General features: G+C 43.4%; 7 protein-coding genes. 1 reads left to right on the top strand and 6 read right to left on the bottom strand.

The features are described 5' to 3' along the window. Positions 1-35: 35 nt before the first annotated feature. The 4 genes from R7Q38_RS01915 to R7Q38_RS01900 all read right to left on the bottom strand — a co-directional run bounded on the left by R7Q38_RS01915 (position 36) and on the right by R7Q38_RS01900 (position 18,894). Positions 36-4,790 (bottom strand): OmpA family protein, encoded by a 4,755-nt coding sequence (locus R7Q38_RS01915; RefSeq protein WP_239939237.1) that lies wholly within the window; start codon positions 4,788-4,790, stop codon positions 36-38. After that, positions 4,790-5,869, bottom strand: a complete 1,080-nt coding sequence (locus R7Q38_RS01910; RefSeq protein ID WP_033906402.1) for a hypothetical protein — start codon at positions 5,867-5,869, stop codon at positions 4,790-4,792. The genes R7Q38_RS01915 and R7Q38_RS01910 overlap by 1 nt, the downstream gene beginning before the upstream one ends. Before the next feature lie 3 nt (positions 5,870-5,872). Beyond that, on the bottom strand, positions 5,873-7,585 hold the full coding sequence (locus tag R7Q38_RS01905; RefSeq protein WP_239939238.1) for a hypothetical protein: 1,713 nt from the start codon (positions 7,583-7,585) through the stop codon (positions 5,873-5,875). 767 nt (positions 7,586-8,352) lie between these two features. Beyond that, entirely contained in the window at positions 8,353-18,894 is a 10,542-nt protein-coding gene (locus R7Q38_RS01900) for a tandem large repeat (protein ID WP_318113988.1), read from the bottom strand. A gap of 253 nt (positions 18,895-19,147) precedes the next feature. Between R7Q38_RS01900 and R7Q38_RS01895 the strand changes: the two genes are divergently transcribed. Then, entirely contained in the window at positions 19,148-20,122 is a 975-nt protein-coding gene (locus tag R7Q38_RS01895) for a peptidoglycan DD-metalloendopeptidase family protein (RefSeq protein WP_025998710.1), read from the top strand. Between the two features lie 339 nt (positions 20,123-20,461). Here R7Q38_RS01895 and R7Q38_RS01890 read toward each other — a convergent pair whose 3' ends face one another. After that, on the bottom strand, positions 20,462-21,100 hold the full coding sequence (locus tag R7Q38_RS01890) for a CatB-related O-acetyltransferase (protein ID WP_005373432.1): 639 nt from the start codon (positions 21,098-21,100) through the stop codon (positions 20,462-20,464). Positions 21,101-21,194: 94 nt separating this feature from the next. Then, the gene (gene ampC / locus R7Q38_RS01885; RefSeq protein WP_005373435.1) at positions 21,195-22,346 is read right to left on the bottom strand and encodes a class C beta-lactamase; all 1,152 of its coding nucleotides are present in this window, start codon (positions 22,344-22,346) and stop codon (positions 21,195-21,197) included. Positions 22,347-22,373: the final 27 nt, after the last annotated feature.

Raw genomic sequence — 22,373 nt, 5'->3', positions numbered from 1 at the left:
AAAGAAAAACCGCCCGAAGGCGGTTTTTTTGTATGTTACTTTGCCTGTAAAAGAGCGATTTCCGGAGCATTGAGCGAAGACGCTTGTTTCGTTATCCAATTCTCAACATATCCTTTCTGCTCGTTCTGTACCCCTAGGTTTTTCCAGTGTAAGTGATTCGCCTCACTTGTCGCATTTTCCTTTTCAACCGTTTCTATCCATGGCTTACCCGTCATGAAGTCTTTCACCGCAGGAACTTGAAGCTCAAACTTCGGTAGTTCATAACCTTCACTTACATCCATTTGTTCAAATGAAGCCAGCTCAAGTTTGATAGGTTTTAGATCATTACCATCTAAAACATCACCAAAAGGTCTTAAACCATTAACTAGTTTGCCTGTAGGCGACACATAAGAGTACTCAAAGCGAATGATATAAAGGTACTTTTTCTCGCTTGAAGTTAATAAACGGGAGAAATTCGCGTCATTCTGATCAATAAATTGAACGGCGCTTTGCTCCAGACCTGTACGCTTAGTCGCGCCGCTATCGTCAAGCTCTAGATCAAAAACGGTTCTTGTTTCTATTCCATTATACCCAGTATTTGACTTCTCGGTAACAAGACGAGAATGAATGTTGACTACCCCGGCATAATGCATCACATCATGTTTAACTGGACCATCTTTGATCTGCAGTTTCACCCCACACTCAATGGCGTTGAGTAACATTGTATCGTAGTCGTCACTCGCACGATCATCCCCCAACACCGCAAAACAAAGTGAGAACCGTTGCTCTTTCGACCAATCAAACTTGTTGCTTATCAGTTTATTCGCATTGCCTTCACCCCAAGCAAGGTCACCGTCAATTTCAACACCAGGCAAAATAATAAGGTTGCCATCGATCACCTTCGGTGTACTGTCTCGAGATGATGCAGACTCACTCATGACAAACTCTTCGATCAAAAAGTCAGTGTCTGTGAGTTTCGTCTTTTCCAATGTTCGACCGTTAAAGTTTTTCGCTTCTTGTGCAGGGCTTTGACCATCGATACCAAAGTTAACTTCAGTAATATCTAGAGTGTAGTTTTTATATGTACCCAAGCCCTCTAACTTACCCGCTAGTAAATCATGCCCTCCCAGTGAGAAGACATATTTCATCTGTTCAAAAGCACCAGTGTCTCGAACATATTCAAACACGCTTTGACCTGTAAAGAAGGCTTTCACCTCATCTATGACTTTAACATTTGGGCATAGCGGCTTGATTCCATGGATTAAAAACTCACCAAAGCCATATGTTGGCTCAAATTCAAGACCATACAACTCCTCGACACCTTTACTCTCAAAGTGTTTTTGAATCGCTTTATCAGGGTCTTCGAATTGAGAAGCATCCATTTTTGTAAACAACACATCAAAGGTTGGCCCATGAGAGTCCAAGCCAACCAAGCCAACAACGGCTGCGCGATAAGCGACCTCCTGTAAAAACAGTGCCTTAGATGAGACATTGTCTTTTAAAACCACCTGTAGTTTCACGCGAGTTTGTGGGCGTAGCTTTCGTCCATTCTGCGCAAATGCCCACTCTACATATGGCGTCCATTTCTCACCGTCTTGAACCAGCAAGCGGCTGAACTCTATATCATCACGGCCAAGTTCTTCTTTAGCTAAGTTGAAGTCGTGACAAAATGCTTTTAGGCCTTCTCGGATAGAAGCACTTTCTTGCAAGGACTCATCTGATTTTCGGTCCAAGAATAGACGTGTCTGTACAGGGAATCCTGTATTAAATGCACCACCTATTTTTTCACCGTAACTCCATTGTAACGAGCTATTGGCATCTGAGTTAGAGAACAAACCAGATTTTTTAAATCGGTTTACCCAGTTCAGGGCCAGTGTATTACCATCATCGACTGGAATTTCCCAGTTATCACTCATGACATACAGCTGAATAAACTCGTCAACTCGATAATCCTCAATGAAATCATCAAAGTCACCCGTCAGGCTCCACTTAGCGCGGAGAAGCGTTAGTAACTCAATCAATGAATTCAAAGCATAAGAGCGCAACAAAAAGCGCTTCAACAATTCATCATGATTCGCCTGTTTTTTGAGAAAGTCAGCTAAGCCAACAGCATCAATGACCTGAGGTTGAAGGTCTTGACTTATCCCTTTGTACAGAGAGATAAGCTCTTTGTTGATGCTACTGAGTGTCTTTAGCATGCTTTTGTTGTTGTACTGAGCTTTGATCTCCTTAAACGTCGCATCACCAAAAAGGTCGCCATAGAAATCAGTTGCAGCGCCCAAAAGATCTGCACCCACTTTACCGGCAAAATAATAGGCAGCCACTGGTGCGGCAGGCGTCCAGATTGCGACACTTGCCATTGCATCAACGGCAGCAATAATCAACTTATCTTGAGCTTCCTTTGCCGCAAGCTGATGCCCTTCCCAAATTTGATGCGCGCGATTTAATGCCATCGTTCCCGAGCGGCTCGGTGGTAGGGAAACCGCAAAGTCAGGGATGATCAACCTAACCTCTACACGTCGGTTCACAGCGATATCAGCAGTATCTGATCGGTCGTTAACGTCGGCATAACCTTCGATATCATCAATCAGTTGTGACTTACCCTTAAATTCAATCCACAACCTTGATTCTAGATTCGCTCGTTCTTTTTCGCTTGCTTTGGCAAGGATGGCCTCTTTAACGACATCCGCACGCAATCTGGAAATTTTTAAGTTATTTTCATGCGTTCCTATTGGCCCTGCATGGCCAATAATGGCAACTTGGTAATCAGGGTTTTTGGATAAAAGCTGGCATAATTTTTTACATACTTCTATATAGTCGATATGCAGTACTTGAACTTCGTTCTCAAACTCAGCAGAGTTAAACTTGAAGTTCATTCGAACAACGACCCCTTGACCATCAACAAAGATCTGAGCATTCCCTTCTTTACCAAGCGCTTCCTGCACCGCTTCTGCCTTTTTTTGCCAATGTTCTGGATTATCAAAGCGACGAACAAACGTTAAAGAAGAAAGATAGTTTTCAGCATATTTGCTTAAAGTTTCTTGCGCTTCTTTCGCATTTTTAATTTGTTCAGAGAACGCCGAATATTGCTCTAACGCTTCCTTGCCACTTGCGATAACTCCAATTGCTGGTAGCGCGCGATTTGTTCCGCTCAAAAAATCACTGCTTAAACGTCCAACGCCACGCATGATTTTTGACTCTGGGCCTGCCGCTTTAAAAGCACGTTTGATATAAGGAATATCGATTACATGCTTTCTAAACACTAACGCTTGTGCTTGTTTCAGCGTTAGCTCTTTACGCGCAAAAACCTTTGCAAGGCTGACGCTCTTTTTAACACCACTGGTGGCGGCAAGTGCCGAATGTAACGCGATACCACTCATCAGAAATGGAGGTAAAGCCCCTGATTCACTGTTTTCCCATAGCGCCTGCCCGATGGTTTTCGCCATATCCGCAGGTGGGCCAAAAAGCTTAGCACCGTCAATGGAGAGAAAATCACTGCTCAACGATTCGTAGGTTTTGTTGATCGCAGCATGCAAAGATAACGGTGCGACGCCCGGCTTTTGCTTAGTTTGATAGGTTAACCCCTTTGTCGCGTAGTCTGAATAAGATGGCAACTGATTAGGAAATTGTTGGATGAGCGCTTCCTCTAAGGTGATCATGTCACCACACACGCACGCCATTTTGCCAATGCCCGCTGTCTCGATAAACGTCAGCTTTTCATGCAGCTCATAAGTATATACATTCTGCTCCACATCAGTTTTAGGGTGTTTCATAAACTGCTTTGTGGCATTGGCCTTCAACACACTTTCAGGTAACTTTTTACGTGTTTCATCGAGTGCTTTCCATTCAGTTTCCCAAAATTGGATGCGCAACAAATAAAAACCATCTTCAACTTGGCTAGGGTCAAGGTTAAACAATGCACTTGGTAAAACGTTTTTTTCACCAACTTCAATTGCCCATCTTGCAACGTTGGTATCGACTACCTTCACATTAATCACTTCTTCTGCGGCGCTCTCTAAATCGCCCGCTTTGAGCTGCTTAACCGGTCTAACTAGCGAAACTTCTGCGCCACGATAAAGATTATCAGTGAACAACACTGCACAACTGTGCGTTCTTGGCACAACGAAACCTTTCAGGGGTTTGTTTCTTTTTTTCTGACGCTCTAACCAATCATTGTAACTTTGTTGTTCTGGCGAAAGGTCACCACCAGCATAGGCAGGAGCAAGTTGGCTTACTGCAATTTCAGTAAGTTGGAACTTCACACCCGTTTGGTTTGTTTTGTTGGTCCCATCATCAATGTACTGGGCAAAATGCTTAATGTTTTCTGCAAGACTTACTAGATTTTTTGCGCCCCCAGTACTTTCTGGATCATTCAGCGGCGCAATCATCTGCGCCAACAAACGCAATGGTGGAAAGCTTAATTCATAGCTTTTCCCTTTGCAGATCCCTTCCGGTCGGTTGCCCAACTTGAGTACTTCGTAATTGTTGACATCACTCGGTACAGAACTTTCAGAGTCGACCTTTTCTCCCGATAAAGGTTGCTTACCCGTTGCTTGTGGTGGCTCGCCTAAACCTAACTCGACCAATTTTCCCTCTCTGGTGGTGCCCCACAGTGCGGGTTCACCTCCCGACAAGGCATTGACCATCACTGGAGTCAAAGGTATGGGACGAATCTTACCCTCTAGCTCATTTACTTGAGTGAGATCTGGCTGGGAATGCCAGTCCGGCCACACTTCCACACCATCATCGTTCTTTACGGCACTAAAGAAAGCTCCAAACAGATAGACTTCATTATCAAACGTAAAAGCCATTAGTTCGCCTCCTTAAACCAATTTCCTTGATTTGCGGAGAGGTTATACACAATTGCAGGATCTAACGTGCGCCCATAACCCAATGGAGACCAGCTCCACGCTTGTTTAGTATGGTTTTTCTGCACCGACATCAGCATCGCGTTGTAATTTGTTAGCGAAAAACGATTATTTAAACCGATGGCATATTGCATTGCCCCATCACGCTTAATCTGTTTACCTTTCGCTAGGTCGACGACAAACACATTGTGATAGTTGCGATTAGCCGCCCAGACAATGTCCCCTTCTGGACTTATGGCTTTATAATCCGCTTTTGATTTATTCGTCGCTAAGTCCTTATCCCAAAAAACTGCTTTTGCTTTTTGATTTGTATTTGCATCGTAAATAAGCGCAGCAAAATCATTTACCTGATATCTTTTCCCGTCCTTTATGAAGCCAGTATCACTGATGTAAAGATCGGTCTTTTCCGCCTCACCTTTAGCAATATCCCACTTATAAACCACACGACCAACCTTACCAGTGCGGTAATAAACGTAGCTGCTATCTTCCGCCCATAAAAATCCGGAAGGGCCTTCAATATCATGTGGCAGCTTAATCAGCTTCTGGTTTTTGATATCAAAAAGGTAGTTAGTCAAACCAAAACCGACTGCAACGTAACGATTGTTTGGCGAGCGACTGGTTTTATCAACAGTTATGTCACCATCGCCAAGCCATGGCAAATCGGTCACCAAACGTAAATCGGTGCCATCAGTCTTCATACTCCAAATTTTGGTTCGTCCTTCGTATTCATTATACATAGGGTCTGGCTCATAGCCTGAGTCGTTTGATAAGTTGGCCCAAGTAAACTGAACGCGTGGCAAATCGTAAGAGCTCGCGTCATTTAAGTCTTCCCTTGGCCATTCTTTGGCGCGATGGATAAAGTAACGAGGAAAGTCACGTTGTTGGTATGTCGCAGAGTCAGATTTAAAGATCTCACTTGGCTCCATGGTGTAATAGTTGTGTTCACCAATGTAAGTGCGGCCGTCATCTTTACAACCCGCTATCGATAAAGCAGCAAGCAACAGTAATAGTATTTTCTTCATGGTTTAACCTAGCAATTCTGAAATGGGTACATTTTCTTCTACAACGACAAGACGTTGGCTACCGGTGGAGAGGCTCGAATGAACACCTCGAACAATATCGACGCTCTTGACCTCTTCCGGCGGGAATGCGAACCGAAGCGTCATATAACCATCGTCATCTTTCATTGCTGAACGAAAGTACGATTTGTGAATCCAATCCTGTTCTATGTTACGAAGCCCAAAGAAATCGTCCGGCTGATCTGTCAAAGGCTCGTGAAGGTAACGTATAGAAGGCAATGCGCCTCTTGGAGCCAACTTAAGCCCCGCGATATTGCTCTCTTTGTGTTCGTTGATGACTCCACTGCCGATGCCTGTCGATGCGGTACCGGAAACTGGAATAATATTCTCGCCCGCATTATTAAAGCTTTGGGATGAGGAGTATATTTGCAACTCTGAAAGAGACTTAGCAATTGAAGCAGGATCACTCTCTAGCTCAGACAGTTCCGTGTTTGTCAAAGCCAACTCGGAGTAATGGATATAACATTCTTGTGCTTTTCCCGCGACTTTATATGGCACCCAAATATGCGGTAGAGGAACGCCTTGCGCAATACGCAAACCATCTTTGCCAGCTTTATAAGGGCTTAGCACCGTTTTAACAGTGATAGGATCAATATCTAATTCTGGAAAAACAACATCTACTTCCTCATCTACAAAGCGGAATACCCTAGCACCTTGATCAAGGCTTAGATGTCCCGAATACACTTTCTGACCGGATTGATAAATCTCAAATGCTTCTTCGCCAATATAGTAGTCTGGTACAAGGTTGGCCCCATCAATGTTGACATGTCGTGTTTTCATCGAGGATTCAGGATCATTATTTCTGTAGTACTCTAAATCGACATCAGCAAAGTAGCCTTTTGGTGTAACTTCAACCTCTCGCCAAACTTTGTTATTCCAGATTACATAGAAATAACCTTCTGCAACCAACTCATGTCCATTTGGGCCCTCTAGCATAGGTAGTACAGGCACCAACACGTTATCCCACTCATCCATTTGAGTTTCTTTATCAACGGGTTGCAGGTCTTCGGCGAGTTTAAGCAAGATTGGCTGAGGCTGGTCAGAACAAGGGATTTTGATATAGAGCGTTTTGCCCTCAGCTTCGAGATCTTTAAATGTCGCGAGGCTGCGGTGTTTGTTTTCTGTATCAGCTTTGCCTATAGTGACTTTTTCTTTTTGAGCGTCGGTTTTTCCCAACATCAAACATGCCGCATTACTAGACCACTGTCCTGCAAACTCGACAACAATTTTTTGATCTGGACTTGGCTCAGAGGGGACATGCGTGTAACTACGAACTAAAGCAACATCGTCGGTAACCTGCTTGTATCCTGCTTTAAAAGCTTTGCTTTCATTCGAAGCTGATACAGAGTCAACGAGTGATTTAAGTCTAGGGAAGCTTTGCAGCTGAGAGTCCGTCAATAGCGACCGACGTGCAACGGTAGATAATGACACCCAATTGCCTTTTCCCAATTCGATTCTTATAGCAGCTAGCAATGCGCTGGTCGTTTTTTTGGCAGAGATGGAAATCTTTTGCGCCAATTCTTTAGGGAGGTTTCTAAGGATGTCATCTGAATTTCGCAAACGCGAAAGCTGTCCTATACACTCGTCCGGTGTAAGAACATAAGATAGCTCGTTGGAGGATAGCTTCGAGCTAGGTATAAATTTGCAAACTAAATGCATTTGAATTCTCCACAACCAACATCGTAAATATGGCTGCGGTGACAATTAAGCTGATAAGGCTTACAAGTACGATTTGGTCTGCGTATCCTACTTACTTAGCCATTTATTTTCAACGAGATAGAAAAATCGCCCGAAATCAAAAACACCAAAAAAATGGTGATTTTTACTATTAAAACATGCGATTTAACCACAATAAAAGCCAGTAACATCACCCACTCTGTCAAAATGGTAAAATCTTACTATCTAAAAAAATTTAATTTATGGACTGAAGTTAACAAAAATCGTAGTAACGTGCGCTTCAGGTAAGCACGAGGAAATTCAGAAGTTTATGAGGTGCCCTCCTCAGCAACAAACAACAAATTGACTGTTACTGAGGAAGTTTAAATAAAAAGGTGAGCGCATTACGCACTCACAAAAGTAACTGCTCTGAAGCTTGCTAGGATTAAATTTGCTTCATCGCGAGTTAAAGAGGCGAGGTATGACCCATCGACCTCATGCAGAACACTATACTCAGAGTATAGAAACGAGCGTAAATATATAATATTTAAAAAGATTTTCAACGCGACACATTCACCACAGCACCTGCCGAGCGACCATCACAATCACTTCATACACACCTAAAAGCAACATTGGCCTAGTTATTATAGTTATTCAGCCTTGTATTAAGACGATTCATTAATTCGAGTAACTTATCAATAAAGGCAATTATTTTGATAAATATCACAAAAAGTCCCAAAGAAATAAAGCGAGCTAAACGCTCGCTTTATTTATGCCGCATTTTTTAAAGTTTTGTTATCACTAAAATATCGGTTGTAAACAGCACCTAAGGAGGCTGTACTTGCGAAACGATCATAGTTAAATGTTGCTTGAGCCTCTTCCGCAGAGGCGGAAAGCTTGTTGGTACCATTTACATAAATCGTCACTACACCCTCCTTGAGTCCTGAGAGATCTAAATCAGTTGTCCATGAGTCTGAAAGCACGGTAGCCATGCCTGTGGCTTCTGTACCATCAGCGTCGACTGCTTTAATATCTATGAACTCACCATCTTCAAACCGTTCACTGCTACCACTTACTGTCACGCTTTCCACTCCAGTAACATCGTTGATAACGTCTAGGTGTATTGTCGGTGTAATTGGCATGGAGTAAGCCGTGCTCTGGCCACCGGTATTTCCTGATAAGTCTTGGTAGTCACGAACAAGCAACGCCACATTGAGCTCTGACGTGCTTGGTACCACCACATCACCAGTCCAAACACTTGGGTCCGCGGTTGCCATTAATGAAGTGATCGTTGTACCACCTAACTCCGCCGCTGCGGACTGCAGATCTTTATCGAATTCTAGCGTTACCTTCACGCTTTGGCCGATGGCTTGGTGCTCAGGCGTAAACGTCACGTTAGTCAGCGTTGGCAGAGGTTGCACGAGTGTAAAGCTCTGGCTTTCACTCACTTCAATGCCCGCTGAGTTCGTCCCCGTCACAATCACGGTATAAGTGCCATTGGTTTGATGACTCATATCAATCGCGTCACTGGTCCAAGTGCCACCGGCTTGTACTGTTGCACTGCCGCTTTTTAGTACCGTCACGCTGCCTTGTGCTTTCACTTCAAGACGCAGGGACTGACCGTCAAAGCGTGTCGACGTGCCTTCGAATTGTAGCGTGGCGGCATGCGTTTCATCCACATTGCCCACTGGCGTAATAGCTAAGGTCGGCGTGATCGGCATGGAGTAAGCCGTGTTCTGGCTACCGGTATTCCCTGATAAGTCTTGGTAGTCACGAACTAGTAACGCCACATTCAGCTCTGACGAGTCTGGTACCACTACATCACCAGTCCAAACACTTGGGTCCGCGGTTGCCACTAATGAAGTGATCGTGGTACCACCTAACTCCGCTGCGGCGGATTGCAGATCTTTATCGAATTCCAGCGTCACCGTCACGCTTTGGCCGATGGCTTGGTGCTCAGGCGTAAACGTCACGTTAGTCAGCGTTGGCAGAGACTGCGCCAGTGTAAAGCTCTGGCTTTCACTCACTTCAATGCCCGCTGAGTTCGTCCCCGTCACCATCGCGGTATAAGTGCCATTGGTTTGGTGACTCATATCAATCGCGTCACTGGTCCAAGTGCCACCGGCTTGTACTGTCGCGCTGCCGCTTTTTAGTACCGTCGCGCTGCCTTGGGCTTTCACTTCAAGACGCAGGGACTGACCGTCAAAACGTGTCGACGTACCTTCGAATTGTAGCGTGGCGGCATGCGTTTCATCCACACTGCCCACCGGCGTGATGGCTAAGGTTGGTGTGATCGCCATGGAGTAAGCCGTGTTCTGGCTACCGGTGTTTCCTGATAAGTCTTGGTAGTCACTAACCCGCAACGCCACATTGAGCTCTGACGTGCTTGGTACCACCACATCACCAGTCCAAACACTTGGGTTCGCGGTTGCCACTAACGAGGTGATCGTCGTGCCACCTAACTCCGCTGCGGCGGATTGCAGATCTTTATCGAATTCCAGCGTTACCGTCACGCTTTGGCCGATGGCTTGGTGCTCAGGCGTAAACGTCACGTTAGTCAGCGTTGGCAGAGACTGCGCGAGAGTAAAGCTCTGACTTTCACTTACTTCAATGCCCGCTGAGTTCGTCCCTGTCACAATCACGGTATAAGTGCCGTTGGTTTGGTGACTCATATCCATCGCGTCACTGGTCCAAGTGCCACCGGCTTGTACCGTCGCACTGCTGCTTTTCAATACCGTCGCGCTGCCTTGGGCTTTCACGTCAAGACGCAAGGACTGACCATCAAAACGTGTTGACGTACCTTCGAATTGTAGCGTGGCGGCATGCGTTTCATCCACACTGCCCACTGGCGTAATAGCTAAGGTTGGCGTGATCGGCATGGAGTAAGCCGTGTTCTGACTACCGGTATTCCCTGATAAGTCTTGGTAGTCACGAACAAGCAACCCCACATTCAGCTCTGACGTGCTTGGTACCACTACATCACCAGTCCAAACACTTGGGTCCGCGGTTGCCATTAATGAGGTGATCGTCGTGCCACCCAACTCCGCTGCGGCGGATTGCAGATCTTTATCGAATTCCAGCGTTACCGTCACGCTTTGGCCGATGGCTTGGTGCTCAGGCGTAAACGTCACGTTAGTCAGCGTTGGCAGAGACTGCGCCAGTGTAAAGCTCTGACTTTCACTTACTTCAATGCCCGCTGAGTTCGTCCCCGTCACCATAACGGTATAAGTGCCATTGGTTTGGTGACTCATATCCATCGCGTCACTGGTCCAAGTGCCACCGGCTTGTACTGTTGCACTGCCGCTTTTTAGTACCGTCACGCTGCCTTGTGCTTTCACTTCAAGACGCAGGGACTGACCATCAAAACGTGTCGACGTGCCTTCGAATTGTAGCGTGGCGGCATGCGTTTCATCCACACTGCCCACTGGCTTAATAGCTAAGGTTGGCGTGATTGGCAATTCGTGAGCGGTGTTATCCTCACCTATGTTGCCAGTCAAATCTTTAAACTGACTAACAACCAAGTCGACACTTAACAGCGCGGTGCTCGGAACTTGTACATCACCAACCCAAACCTTTTTATCTGCCGTTGCTGACAGAGAACTAATGCGATTGCCGCCAAGCGTAGCGGTCGCCTCTTGGAGCTCTTTATCAAACTCAAGCGAGACACTCACGCTTTGCCCCACGCTCTGATGCTCGGGGTTAAATGTCACATTGGTCAGTTTTGGTAAGGTTCCTTCAACCGCGATACTTAAGCTGCTTCCTTTTCCAGGAATTGTGTTGGTACTTTGATAGCTATCATCCTCTACCTGTATTGTTATGTTTTTATCTTGCTTTTCTGGACTGATGTAATTAACCGTCCAGGTAACGTTGTCTGAAGTGGACCACGTATCTTGTTTTAACGTTCCTGTTGCACCGCTATCACTAGCGACAAGATGGACATCTGAGATATCAAAGTTCGTAACTTCTTCTGTAAAGTTAAACGCAAGCGTAATCTCTTCGCCTCCAAAAAGAGGGGCGCTTGAGGCGGTAGAGATACTTAGCCCGGGAACGGTTGCCGCTTCCACATGCGCGTCAATAGAACTTTCACTCTTGTTTTCCACCTTGTCTGTTGCTGCCAACGTGATCGTATGATCGCCTTTCGGTAACAAATAGCTTATGACATAAGGCCCCGCTTCGGTTGTCGGCTCAGTAATCGCTTGAGGAGCCACTGTGCTACCACCACTCACCGCTTTTGACGTGACGAGATTTAAATTTTTATCTGTAATGTATGCACTAATTTCTAGTTGATACTTATCGTTTGTCGGCACCTTAGAGGTTTGATTAGCACTTAAGCCCGAAATACTTGGAGCGTCATAATCAACAATAGATTCGATAACCTTTCCATCATAACTTTTGCCTAGTAATTCAAAGCTTGTATTCTCTCTTCCAACTGAGTCCGTCACCGTCACCTTAAGGGTATATGACCCTTGGTTATCGACGGCAAAGTTCATCATTCCATTACCACTAGATGAGATAACATCACCTGAGTAACGCAAGGAATCACCGAGGCTTGGAATAAGCTCCACAGAATATTGTGAAGCTTTCACTCTTTCTCCTTCCACCGTAGATACCGTAAACGGCTGGCTTGCCTTGGTTAAAAACAGTTTCCCACCCTGCAAACTCGTAATTCCATCGAAATCAACTGTGACTTTAGGAACACTAATATCAATGACTTTTCTGATATCAGAATACAGTCCGACGCTATCTGTCGCTTTGATGTCTACTGTGATTGAACCACGCCCCTCTAACTGAGATTTCGGTAGTTCAAAGTACGTAGATGAACCATTCCCATCCTCTACTCTTTCTTCTTGATAACTCGGGTTTAAAACCGAGTAGTTTACTGTTGCCAGGCTGCTACCAGTGTCCGTTATGTCAAAACGAAAACGAACATTATCAGGATTTGTTGGCGATTCGGTTACGATAATCTCATCGCCAACACTTGGAGGTGTGTTGTCAACTTTAATATCAACGGTCGCTTCACCGACTCTCGACCACACATCCGTTGCGGTAATCGTTGTCCTGATCGTTTTTCCATCCGCATCGCTAGGAAGTTCACTTGTAAATGTTGAACACTTGTAGGTTGGATCATCTGCACACACCTCTAATTGTGCAAACTTCTCCGGATTATCTTTATAGTTGTAGGATTCCGTTCCAAACCTGGCCATCACATTGTCTAGTCTAGAGTTTTCATACAGCTTAATTCTGAATTTGGCGACAAGCTGCTGACCATTAATGGTTGTGTTTCCAACCGGATCAGTAATTTCAACGACTACCGAACCTTTAGGTAATTCAAGCAGTAGATCGTGCTCTGGCGTCAAGTTTCCTGCTAAATCAGATAAGTTCTTGATTTTGTATTCTTGAGTTGTACTCAGGCCATCAATAATATCGGCATAGGATTCAGAATACGTACACTTGATATTTCCAACACCTTTGGCACAAGTCGTTGGTGTATAAGCTTTGTTGCCAAGATTACGAACCAACTTTGGATATTCATCTGAACTTTCGGTATTCACGCCTGATAAAGCATCATTGAAAGAGAGCTCAAATGTGAGCATCTTCTTCTTCAAAGCTTCATCAAACCAAACATCACTTCCTTTAAAACTGTATGAGTTACCATCTACGACTGTCGGTGCATCAATATCCACCATCGAGAAATTGAACTTGTTGATCGTTTCACGCCCATTTGTACCCAAGGTTTTAGTGATCAAAGTAACAGGTGCTTTGGTCATGTTTTGCCCAACATTGACACTACAACTGTAAGGTTCTTGCGATACGTTGATAACACCAGAAGTTGGTTGCTCATTAGTTGGTGGCGCATCTAGAGAGTTGTATTCTTCACGAACCCAACACTCTAACGTTTTGGCTTTGACCGCACTCAATGTAGTAAAGGTGACATCAAGAACACCATCAGATAAGTAATTTTGGAAGTCCAGCGGGCTTTCAACTGTTAGAACCACGCCTTCACGCTGTACGCTAAAGGTTTGGTTTACTTTTCCAACCTTTCGGTCTTTTTCATCAAGGTAACGAACTTTGTTATAAACTTTGATATCAAGTTCATAATTACCATCTTTGGCAATTTGTGTAGAAAGCAACGTTGCAGTCCAAGTGCCATCTGCGGTTTCTGAGAACGTAAAGTTAGTCCCGTTTTGCTCTCCAGAGAATCTATAAGTTGAGTCAATTCGATCAACGCCACTATCATCAACAATATCAAGCGTCAGTACGATATTTCCATCTTGATAGATGGTGTTGTTTGTAATTGGCGTTCCATCCGTGTAACTCATCGCCAGCGTCACCTGCGGGATTGAGTTGTACACTTTGACGGTAAAATCTTGCTCATCACTGGTTAAGGTTGTGTTGCCACGAACATCAGACCCTTTTAAACGAACCTTGTGTGTACCCGTACCTAAATCACCAAGGCTCACTTTGAGATCCTCATTGATTTTTGTACCGGGAGAGCCAGGTAATGGTTCCAGATCGCTAAACGTCCAATACTCTAGGCTTTCTCGATTTACGCCATTAATTGAAACATCACCGTTTGCATTTAGGTCTAGCGCCGTTAGGTCAAAGACATAGTTACCTAAGTAGTAGTCATTCGCATTGAAACCACTTAAGCCTAATGTTGGCCCATCACGATCAAGAATAACCTTGTGCGTGTTAGAACTAGACTCAAAACCATAAATATCGGTTGCTTTTACATACAATGACGTTGTTTTTTCATCTTCAGAAATGTCTATTTTATCTGTGTCACTCTTGATAAGAGACATGACAAACTCTTTAGATGAATCCGTTGGCACAATTGTCTTAATTGGCGAATCTTTACCACTTTGATACAGCGAGACTTGCTCAAGGTCTGAATCGTCTATTACGGATTTAAATCGCACATTGAACTCACGCCCTATGACATAGTTCTCTTTAGACAATGTGTCTTCAACCCAAGGCGTGTTTAGGATGATTTCAGGGCCTTTGTTATCGACTTGGAAGGTAAATTTCCCTGTTGTACTAACATTGGCAGGGTAAGCGTTGTCCGTCGCAGTGACGTAAAACTCATTCCATTCATCGTAATCAAATGCTTTTGAAACCAGTTGGACTTTGACGTCAGGCTGTTCACCAACTAGGTATGGTACGTCACACTCCTCTGTTAGAGGGTCACAGCTTTCTAATGTCAGAGCCTGACCAGATCCGCGGCGCAAATCTATTTTTACGTTATTGCCAGAGCTTAACGTCCCCCAATCAATGACAGGTGTCCATTGGTTATTACCACCTAAACGGCTTTGAACCTGCTCACTTTTTACAATAGGAGCTTCAGAGTCGATACGAATATTGAATCTCGGAGCGGTGCTAGTTAACTCTGAAACGGAGTTACCTAAGTTGTCCTCTGCTGCTGCAACAACTAACCAATCTCCATCACCAGGATAAATCGTAGAGCCTTGATTTGAACAAATCTCGCCCGTACATAGTTTGACTTTAAACGCGTCTTTCGAGTTACTTGCAAAGTTTTCTGGTGTGTATGTTACTTTTTCACCGGTTTGCTGGTAGAAAACAAGGCCCCTCGAGGCAAGCTTATCACCAACAATATCCTCAACGTTGAAGGTTAATTCATGAGTATTGTTCGCATTTAAATAAATACCGTTTTCTACAGGTTTACCATCGACATCATTGGGTGGAAGGTAACTGGCCTTAGGGAAGTCGTTATCAATAAACACCGATTCTATAAACGGAGATTTACCATTGTAACCATACGCATTGCCATGTGGGTCCATAGCACTGGTCTCCACGGCAAACTCTATAATATCTTTTAGTTCACTAGACTGGGAGTTAAGGGTGAAGAAGTACTCTTTTCGATAAGCATTGCTGCTGTCTGAGTTTTCTACGATGTTGATGTCCAGTGGTATTTCAATATTTGGCTCATTGGCTTGATACCACATCGTGCTAAACTTCGGGCCGTGAGCGTCGGTTCCTACAATACCAGAAGGATCGTCTAGGACAATTTTAGAAACAACCTCGCCAGCGATATAAAGCCTATTACCAACCATCGTCTCTCTACCGCTTTCAATGGTTAATTTTGGCTGCGGAGGCAAGGTATCGATACTGCTACCCTCTGTATCAAAAATGTTCTTACCATTTAAGTCAGGATTAGCCATCGAAATATCATCAGCATAGAGCTGCGCGATATTGGTCTCAATACCGTATTTGCTCGCCATGATTTCATAATAGGATTGCGCCAGATCTTTTCGGTAAGTTTCGGCGCCAAACGTGTAAGAATCGAGCGTAACTTGACTTCCTCCTGCCCCTACACCATTTGCTTTTCCATCGTAGCTAAAATCATCGTAAATAGCAGATGCAAAATCTAATGAGTTATTTCTTGGCATTCTCTCGGCAATACTATCAATTGCTTCAACAAGGAATCGGTGTAGATAGTCATTTGATGGCTTGTCTGGAATCGCTTTAGTCGTAAGCATTTCATTGGTTGCATAAGACACAACCGTTGGGTCAAACCCAAAGAATGAGTTGTTATTCGTACCTGATAACGCGTAGCGCACCTCATCAAGAATTTGAATCGCACGTTCTGAAGTTTTCTCTCCCGCTGTCACTTGATCCCACTGGAAATCAAACAAACCAGTCTGATATGTCGATAGTTCAGTAATATAGTAAGTTTGAGAACCTTTGAGCTTAAAATACACACCAATATTGGCCTTGTTTAAGTCAACCGTTACTTTCTTGGTCCCTGGATCTCTTTTCCATTGGTAATAGTATGGCTCACTGCCTTCGATACCAATTAAACGAACACGCATGAAATCATAATTCACTACGTCAGTTGTGGTTTCACAGCTCGCTACGTCAAGAGCCATGGACTGGTCACTTTCCAGTTGCTGGATAGTGGTACAACTTGCAAGTGAAGTGAATTCACCACTTGGGCTCAACCCTTCAAGTTGAGCTCGCGCACCAATAAATGGTGTCACCACTTTTATGGTTGGTAGGTCAAAGCTACTTCTAAAATATACTTCTCTTGGAGTGCTTTCGTTATCAGACTCATCGACGGTTTGAATGACTAACTTTTGACTACTGTTTTCTGATACCGATTTAAAGCTGTCACCCAAAATATCTCTTACAAAAGGAATGTAATAGATGACATCCTCTACTCGCCCATTGCTATCTAACAGCGTTTCGTGCGGAATTTTTGCGATGTAATCGTCATCGGATGCGGTTGTGTCAATAACTTGCTGAAGTGAGTAGTTGTTATCGTTGTTTTGGCTTACGTAGTACTTGACGACGAGCTTAAGCTTATTAGCGTTGGAGCCTAAAACCGTATCGGTGTTTACGTCTGAAACTTTCACACGAACATAAGGGATTTTATTCTCTTTCAATAAATTAGCGTTGAAGTTACTAAAATCTATCCCTTTTAATGAGTTCTGAATCCCTAAACTTGCGTACGCATAGTCAATCTTCAGGAAATCGCGGCTTGCTTGAACATTGTCTGGGGTGTACGTATCTTGAGAGTAGATACCATCGTAAGTGGTTCGTTCACCATCTAAACCCACATTTACGTACGTCATTGACGTACCTTCAGGATAGGTTATCGTCTGTGCTGGCGCTTGATCGTCACGACTTACTGCATGCTGCGCAGCGCCCGTATTCCCTTTGCTATCCTTCGCTCGAACCTCAAAGACCGTCGTAGATAGGAATTCATCAGTTGGGTAAGCCTTACTAAACTCACAAGCATTTCCAGACTCTACAGTGACAGGAGAACATGTGACGCCCTCATGTAAGCCATCTTTAAATGAAATACTGACCGAACTAATCTCTTGCGAGCTTTCTTTTACAACTCCTTTCAGAACGTATTCTTTAAGTTGGTTATTAATTGCACTCGCCGATGTAATATCGATAACAGGCGCATCGTTATCCCATTCAAAGTTGATATGAAGACCCGAATGGCTGCCTGGAATTAACTCATTACCCAGCACATCCGCTGTATACAAGACTAACCGTGCTGCTGTTACGTTTGAGAGCCCTGTGGCAGAGTTCATATCTACACTATCGATCTCTTTGGTATTAATGTTAACTTTAACGTTGGTCTCTCGAAGGCCAACTTCAAAATCATCAAATTCAACCGAACAGAATGTGCTTCCAAAATCTTGTATGTCGTTACATTGAAATTCACCAGACCACGAGCCATTAATCTGATACTGAATAAAGGCGGATACGTCTTCTACACCGATATCATCAACAATTTTTAGGTCAACTTTATCGGTGCCTGCAAGTACATCACGGTCAATGCGTGTCACGATAGGCGCTGTGGTATCAATCTCCGTCCCATCTCGCGGTGGAATGACGCCATCTGTACTGCCATATGTACCTAAGTCATTAAGCTTCTTACTAAAGTCGACATAGTCGGCAGCATCAGTACCAGAAATATTGATACTTGGGTCGTTTACCACGATCAAAACGTGCTGAGATAAGTCACGTGTGTAAACGTCGCTGTTTATCTTTTTCTGTCCAAAGCTGAGGGGAGTCACTGCTCCTGAAGTCTTGCTCACTTCAAGACCATCAAGAACACCATCTGCAATAACATCCCGATATTGGATGTCAGCGAAGTGCATCGAAGTGTAGACGTTATCGCTGTTGCCGTATTTTTTTATAAGATCGTAAGAGTAAGACGAGTATGCTGTTAATAAAGCACCGTATTGATGCCCAGCACTAGCAAAACTGCTTTGCCCACCTTTGGTAATATCAATAGGTTTGGTCTCATTTACGTCAAAGCCATACATGCTATTGATACTATCCAAAGCAGTTGAAAAGGCACTTTCATCTGTGGCCCCCTGAGAAATTTTGTACTTTGCCAAGCCTGCTGCCAAGTTCGACAGCGGAGTAAGCATTAACTTTTGCTCACTCCCCTCTTTAAAGTTCACAACACCTTCAAATTTAAGTGTCTTCGCATTACTCACAGATACCGTTTCATTTGTAAACGGATCGGTATAACTCCCCTCTTTTGCAACAACAAAAAGAGGCATTGACGACGATTCAAACTCTAGCAGATAGTTTCCGAAGGCATCAGACGTCGTGTTAGCCAACTTCCGACCTAAGTTTCCATTTTTGAACTCGAAAACCTCAATCTTGGCGCCATTGACTGGGGCGTCAAACACCATACCGGAAATGCTTCCTTTGCTTCTAGCTGGAGGTGTGTTGTCTCCTCCATCACCACCACCACATGCACTCAATAAAAGAGATGTAAGCGTAAGACCTAATGTTAATTTCAGCGTATTTTTAGCGAACATAGTAATTTGGCAAAATATATTTTCCCGAGATTATATTATTGAAAAATATTTTCTCAACGTGACATTAACACCAACAAAATAGGCATAAACACCAAGCCAACCGTCACTTTGACTGAATTATTAAAATTATTTTTACATCCTATAATTATTAACTTAGTTAAAACAGAGGAATTACTCATGCTTTAATGCTAGTTTTTATTTAAAATATTATACTCTACGCACAACTGTCAGTATTGATAAACCAACAAAACTAATGACTATTTTAATAATAAAAAGGAGTGTGCAAGCTCCTACCGTAGCCCTTATCACTACTGCGTTAATCATATTGATTAGCGTATCGCTTTCTCACTACTTCCTCACTCCTGTGGATAGGCTACCTACCATCAAGCCTTTAGAATTCGAAAGTGAGAATGTGCAGCCATCAATTAAAAAGAAGACTCGTAGGCAAAAAATCACTATCGGTGTTGTTGAATACTCTTTTGTCGCTTCATTATTAAAATCAGGAGTGAGTCAAAAAGAGATCAACTTGCTATTAGCACTTATCAAAAGCAAGTTTAATATTATTGACTCTATTAAAAGAGGTGATAACTTTATATTAAGAACTAAATTAAATAGTAAAAATGAAACTTACATTAGTTCTTTTTACTATTTAGGCAGTAAAACTGATTTATTTATTATCAATGATGGTCACGGTAACGTATTTGATGAGCATGGTGTGTCGATAAATAATCAGTTCATGTTTTCTTCACCCTTTGATAAAAACTACAGAGTGAGCTCTGACTATGACTTAAAGCGAACACATCCAGTGACCAATATAACGACTCCGCACTTAGGCACTGATTATGCCACACCTGTAGGTACACCGATTCGTAGTATTGCTGATGGCATCGTTTTAAAGTCCCGCTACAACCGTTTTGCGGGCAACTATATTAATATCCGCCACACAAATGGCTCTGTATCACGCTACCTACACTTATCTCAGCGCAACGTCCATGTTGGTGAGAAGATCAGCCGAGGACAAGTGATAGGGAAAACGGGTAACACAGGAAGAACAACAGGGCCGCATTTACATCTTGAACTGCACATCAATGGTGTTCCGGTTGATTACGAGCGATACATTCAAAGGCACCCAAACACTGACGTAAATATAGAAATGCTGATTGCAGCGAGAAAAGAAAAAGCAGAGTTAACAGCGGAATGGCAACGGTATGAGCAGTCAAATAGGTAACAACAGCCACTTCGATTCGCTCTTTCTTCATTTATCTGAAGCGAGTCCTCGTAACCCTCTGAGCGCTTCGTAGTCTGTCGCCACTAACCAATTTCAGGATCAAAAAGAGCCGCTACATGCGGCTCTTAATGATTATAATTTCCCGATATTCCATCGGTTTCCCCTTTACCAAACACGTTGTCCTCTTGTTCTTGAACGCAAATGGTACGCGCCCTATCATGTTCACGTAAAAGATCAATAAAAGAATAAAATGATTACTCATTGTATTGGCTAGATATCTAATACAAAGAGGCCCAACAATACCTCTTTCTTACTTTCTAAACAGTGACGCTGTCACGATTATGAGTGGTTTCTATCATATTCAGCGCTTGCCTTTCTCAGCCCTTCTAAATCGTCTGAACATAAAAATCTCTTCAGGCTGTCGATTTTCTTATCAGGCCAATCATATATCCTAAGAGCAAGCAGTTCGTCTATCGTCTCTCGAGAAAAGCGATATTTGACATGCTTAGCTGGTGACCCCGCAACCATGCTGTAAGGCTCAACATCTTTCGTCACAACACTGTTTGCCGCAACGATTGCTCCTTCTCCGATAGTCACACCCGGCATTATCATGGATCGCATACCGAGCCAGGCGCCATCGCCAATATGAGTATCTCCTTTCCCGACGTACGCTTCTTCAATAAAGTCCATAAATGGGTACAAGGAGAACCAATCAGCTCTATGTGTACTGTTTCCCCCCATAACAATGACAACTTCCGCTGCAATACAGACAAAGTCACCTATATGTAACTTATCAATCTTCCATTTTGGTTCCCAATCTCGGCTGAACTCATCGCCTTGTAGATATCTTACAACAGACTCTTCAAAACCGGCGTCCCAACAATCACTGTAATAACTATGTTTACCTTTAATCGTTATATTTGGGTTCGTAACAACTTCATGTAGCAAAGTCACCTTAGACCAATGCTTAGTTTTCATGAATACTCCTATAAATACTATCTAATAAAACACTGTAGATAGTATGTATCTAAATAAGCTCTAATAATTACGTAGTGCCTATTACCACTAAAATTTACTTCACCACTGAGCTAATAATATGGTAAGCAGCCTCTACTCTTTCTGCATTAGGGTAGTTTTTATTCGCCAGAATCACTATGCCTATTTTTTCAGAGGGTACATACGCGACATATGCCCCAAAGCCACCTGTTGAGCCCGTTTTGTTATACCAAACGTCACGACCGAGAGTACCAGATACACTTGCTTGAACCGGTTTAGCTTTGAGAATTACATCGCTGGAGTTACCCTTCAATAATTGCGAAAGTGAAACGGGGTAATCATAACCCTCCCATCCTACGGCTTGTGTAAACGTGTCGGTATCAAAATACTTAGTATGAGTTCTCTCTAGCGCATTTTCTATATCAGTATTAAGTTGCGCTTGACCCATATTTGCTTCGATATATTGAAGCATATCTAAGCTTGTTGATTTAATACCATAGGCTTGTGCATCAAGAATACCTGGATTAACTCTAACGGGTTTTCCCTCAGAACTATAACCAAAAGCATAGTTGTTAAGCTTATCCTTTGGTACATCGACAAAGGTATTGGTCATACCGAGCTCAGGCAGGATGACGGTTTCCATCATTTCCGTATAGTCTGACTTCATACTCAAGGCACCGATGTAGCCAAATAGACCAATACTAGGGTTTGAGTACTTCCTCTTAGTACCGGCTTCGTACTCCGGTTTCCACGTTTTGTAGTACTGCATCATTTCAGCGTCGTTCGTTACTTCGCTAGGGAATTGCAATGGTAGACCACCTGCAGTGTAGGTGGCGACATTAACTAGCTTGGTATTACCCAGAGCACTATTCTCTAATTCTGGAATATAATCTTTGACCTTGTCATCCATGTCTAGCTTACCTTTTTCTTGGGCGTACCCAGTCAAAGTAGCAGCAAAAGTTTTACTGATAGAGCCGAGTTCAAAAATTGTGTCGTTGGTGACTAAACTCCCCTTACTTACGTCAGCCAAACCGTAATTATAAAAATAACGTTTACCATCAATCGTTACTGCAACAGCCAACCCCGGAATGTCGTATTCGTTGATTAATCCTTTAGCGCATTCATCAACTACGCTCTTTAATTGACTGCTAACCGTTAACTCCGTTTTCGCAAACGTGACGAAAGAAGTGAGCGATAAAATGGCCAGCAAGGCATTGTTTAACTTCATTGAACCCTCAATTTTTTAATTTTAACT

It is taken from the genome of Vibrio sp. Vb0598, from assembly GCF_033338935.1.
In the GTDB taxonomy this organism is placed as follows: domain Bacteria; phylum Pseudomonadota; class Gammaproteobacteria; order Enterobacterales; family Vibrionaceae; genus Vibrio; species Vibrio alginolyticus.
The sequence above is the reverse complement of the archived record's forward strand: the minus strand, read 5'-3'. Positions and strand labels throughout refer to the sequence as shown.

Coding starts and splice junctions, on each gene's coding strand:
- R7Q38_RS01900 (WP_318113988.1), bottom strand. CDS start 18,894: ATGTTCGCTAAAAATACGCTGAAATTAACATTAGGTCTTACGCTTACA.
- R7Q38_RS01890 (WP_005373432.1), bottom strand. CDS start 21,100: ATGAAAACTAAGCATTGGTCTAAGGTGACTTTGCTACATGAAGTTGTT.
- ampC (WP_005373435.1), bottom strand. CDS start 22,346: ATGAAGTTAAACAATGCCTTGCTGGCCATTTTATCGCTCACTTCTTTC.
- R7Q38_RS01905 (WP_239939238.1), bottom strand. CDS start 7,585: ATGCATTTAGTTTGCAAATTTATACCTAGCTCGAAGCTATCCTCCAAC.
- R7Q38_RS01895 (WP_025998710.1), top strand. CDS start 19,148: ATGACTATTTTAATAATAAAAAGGAGTGTGCAAGCTCCTACCGTAGCC.
- R7Q38_RS01915 (WP_239939237.1), bottom strand. CDS start 4,790: ATGGCTTTTACGTTTGATAATGAAGTCTATCTGTTTGGAGCTTTCTTT.
- R7Q38_RS01910 (WP_033906402.1), bottom strand. CDS start 5,869: ATGAAGAAAATACTATTACTGTTGCTTGCTGCTTTATCGATAGCGGGT.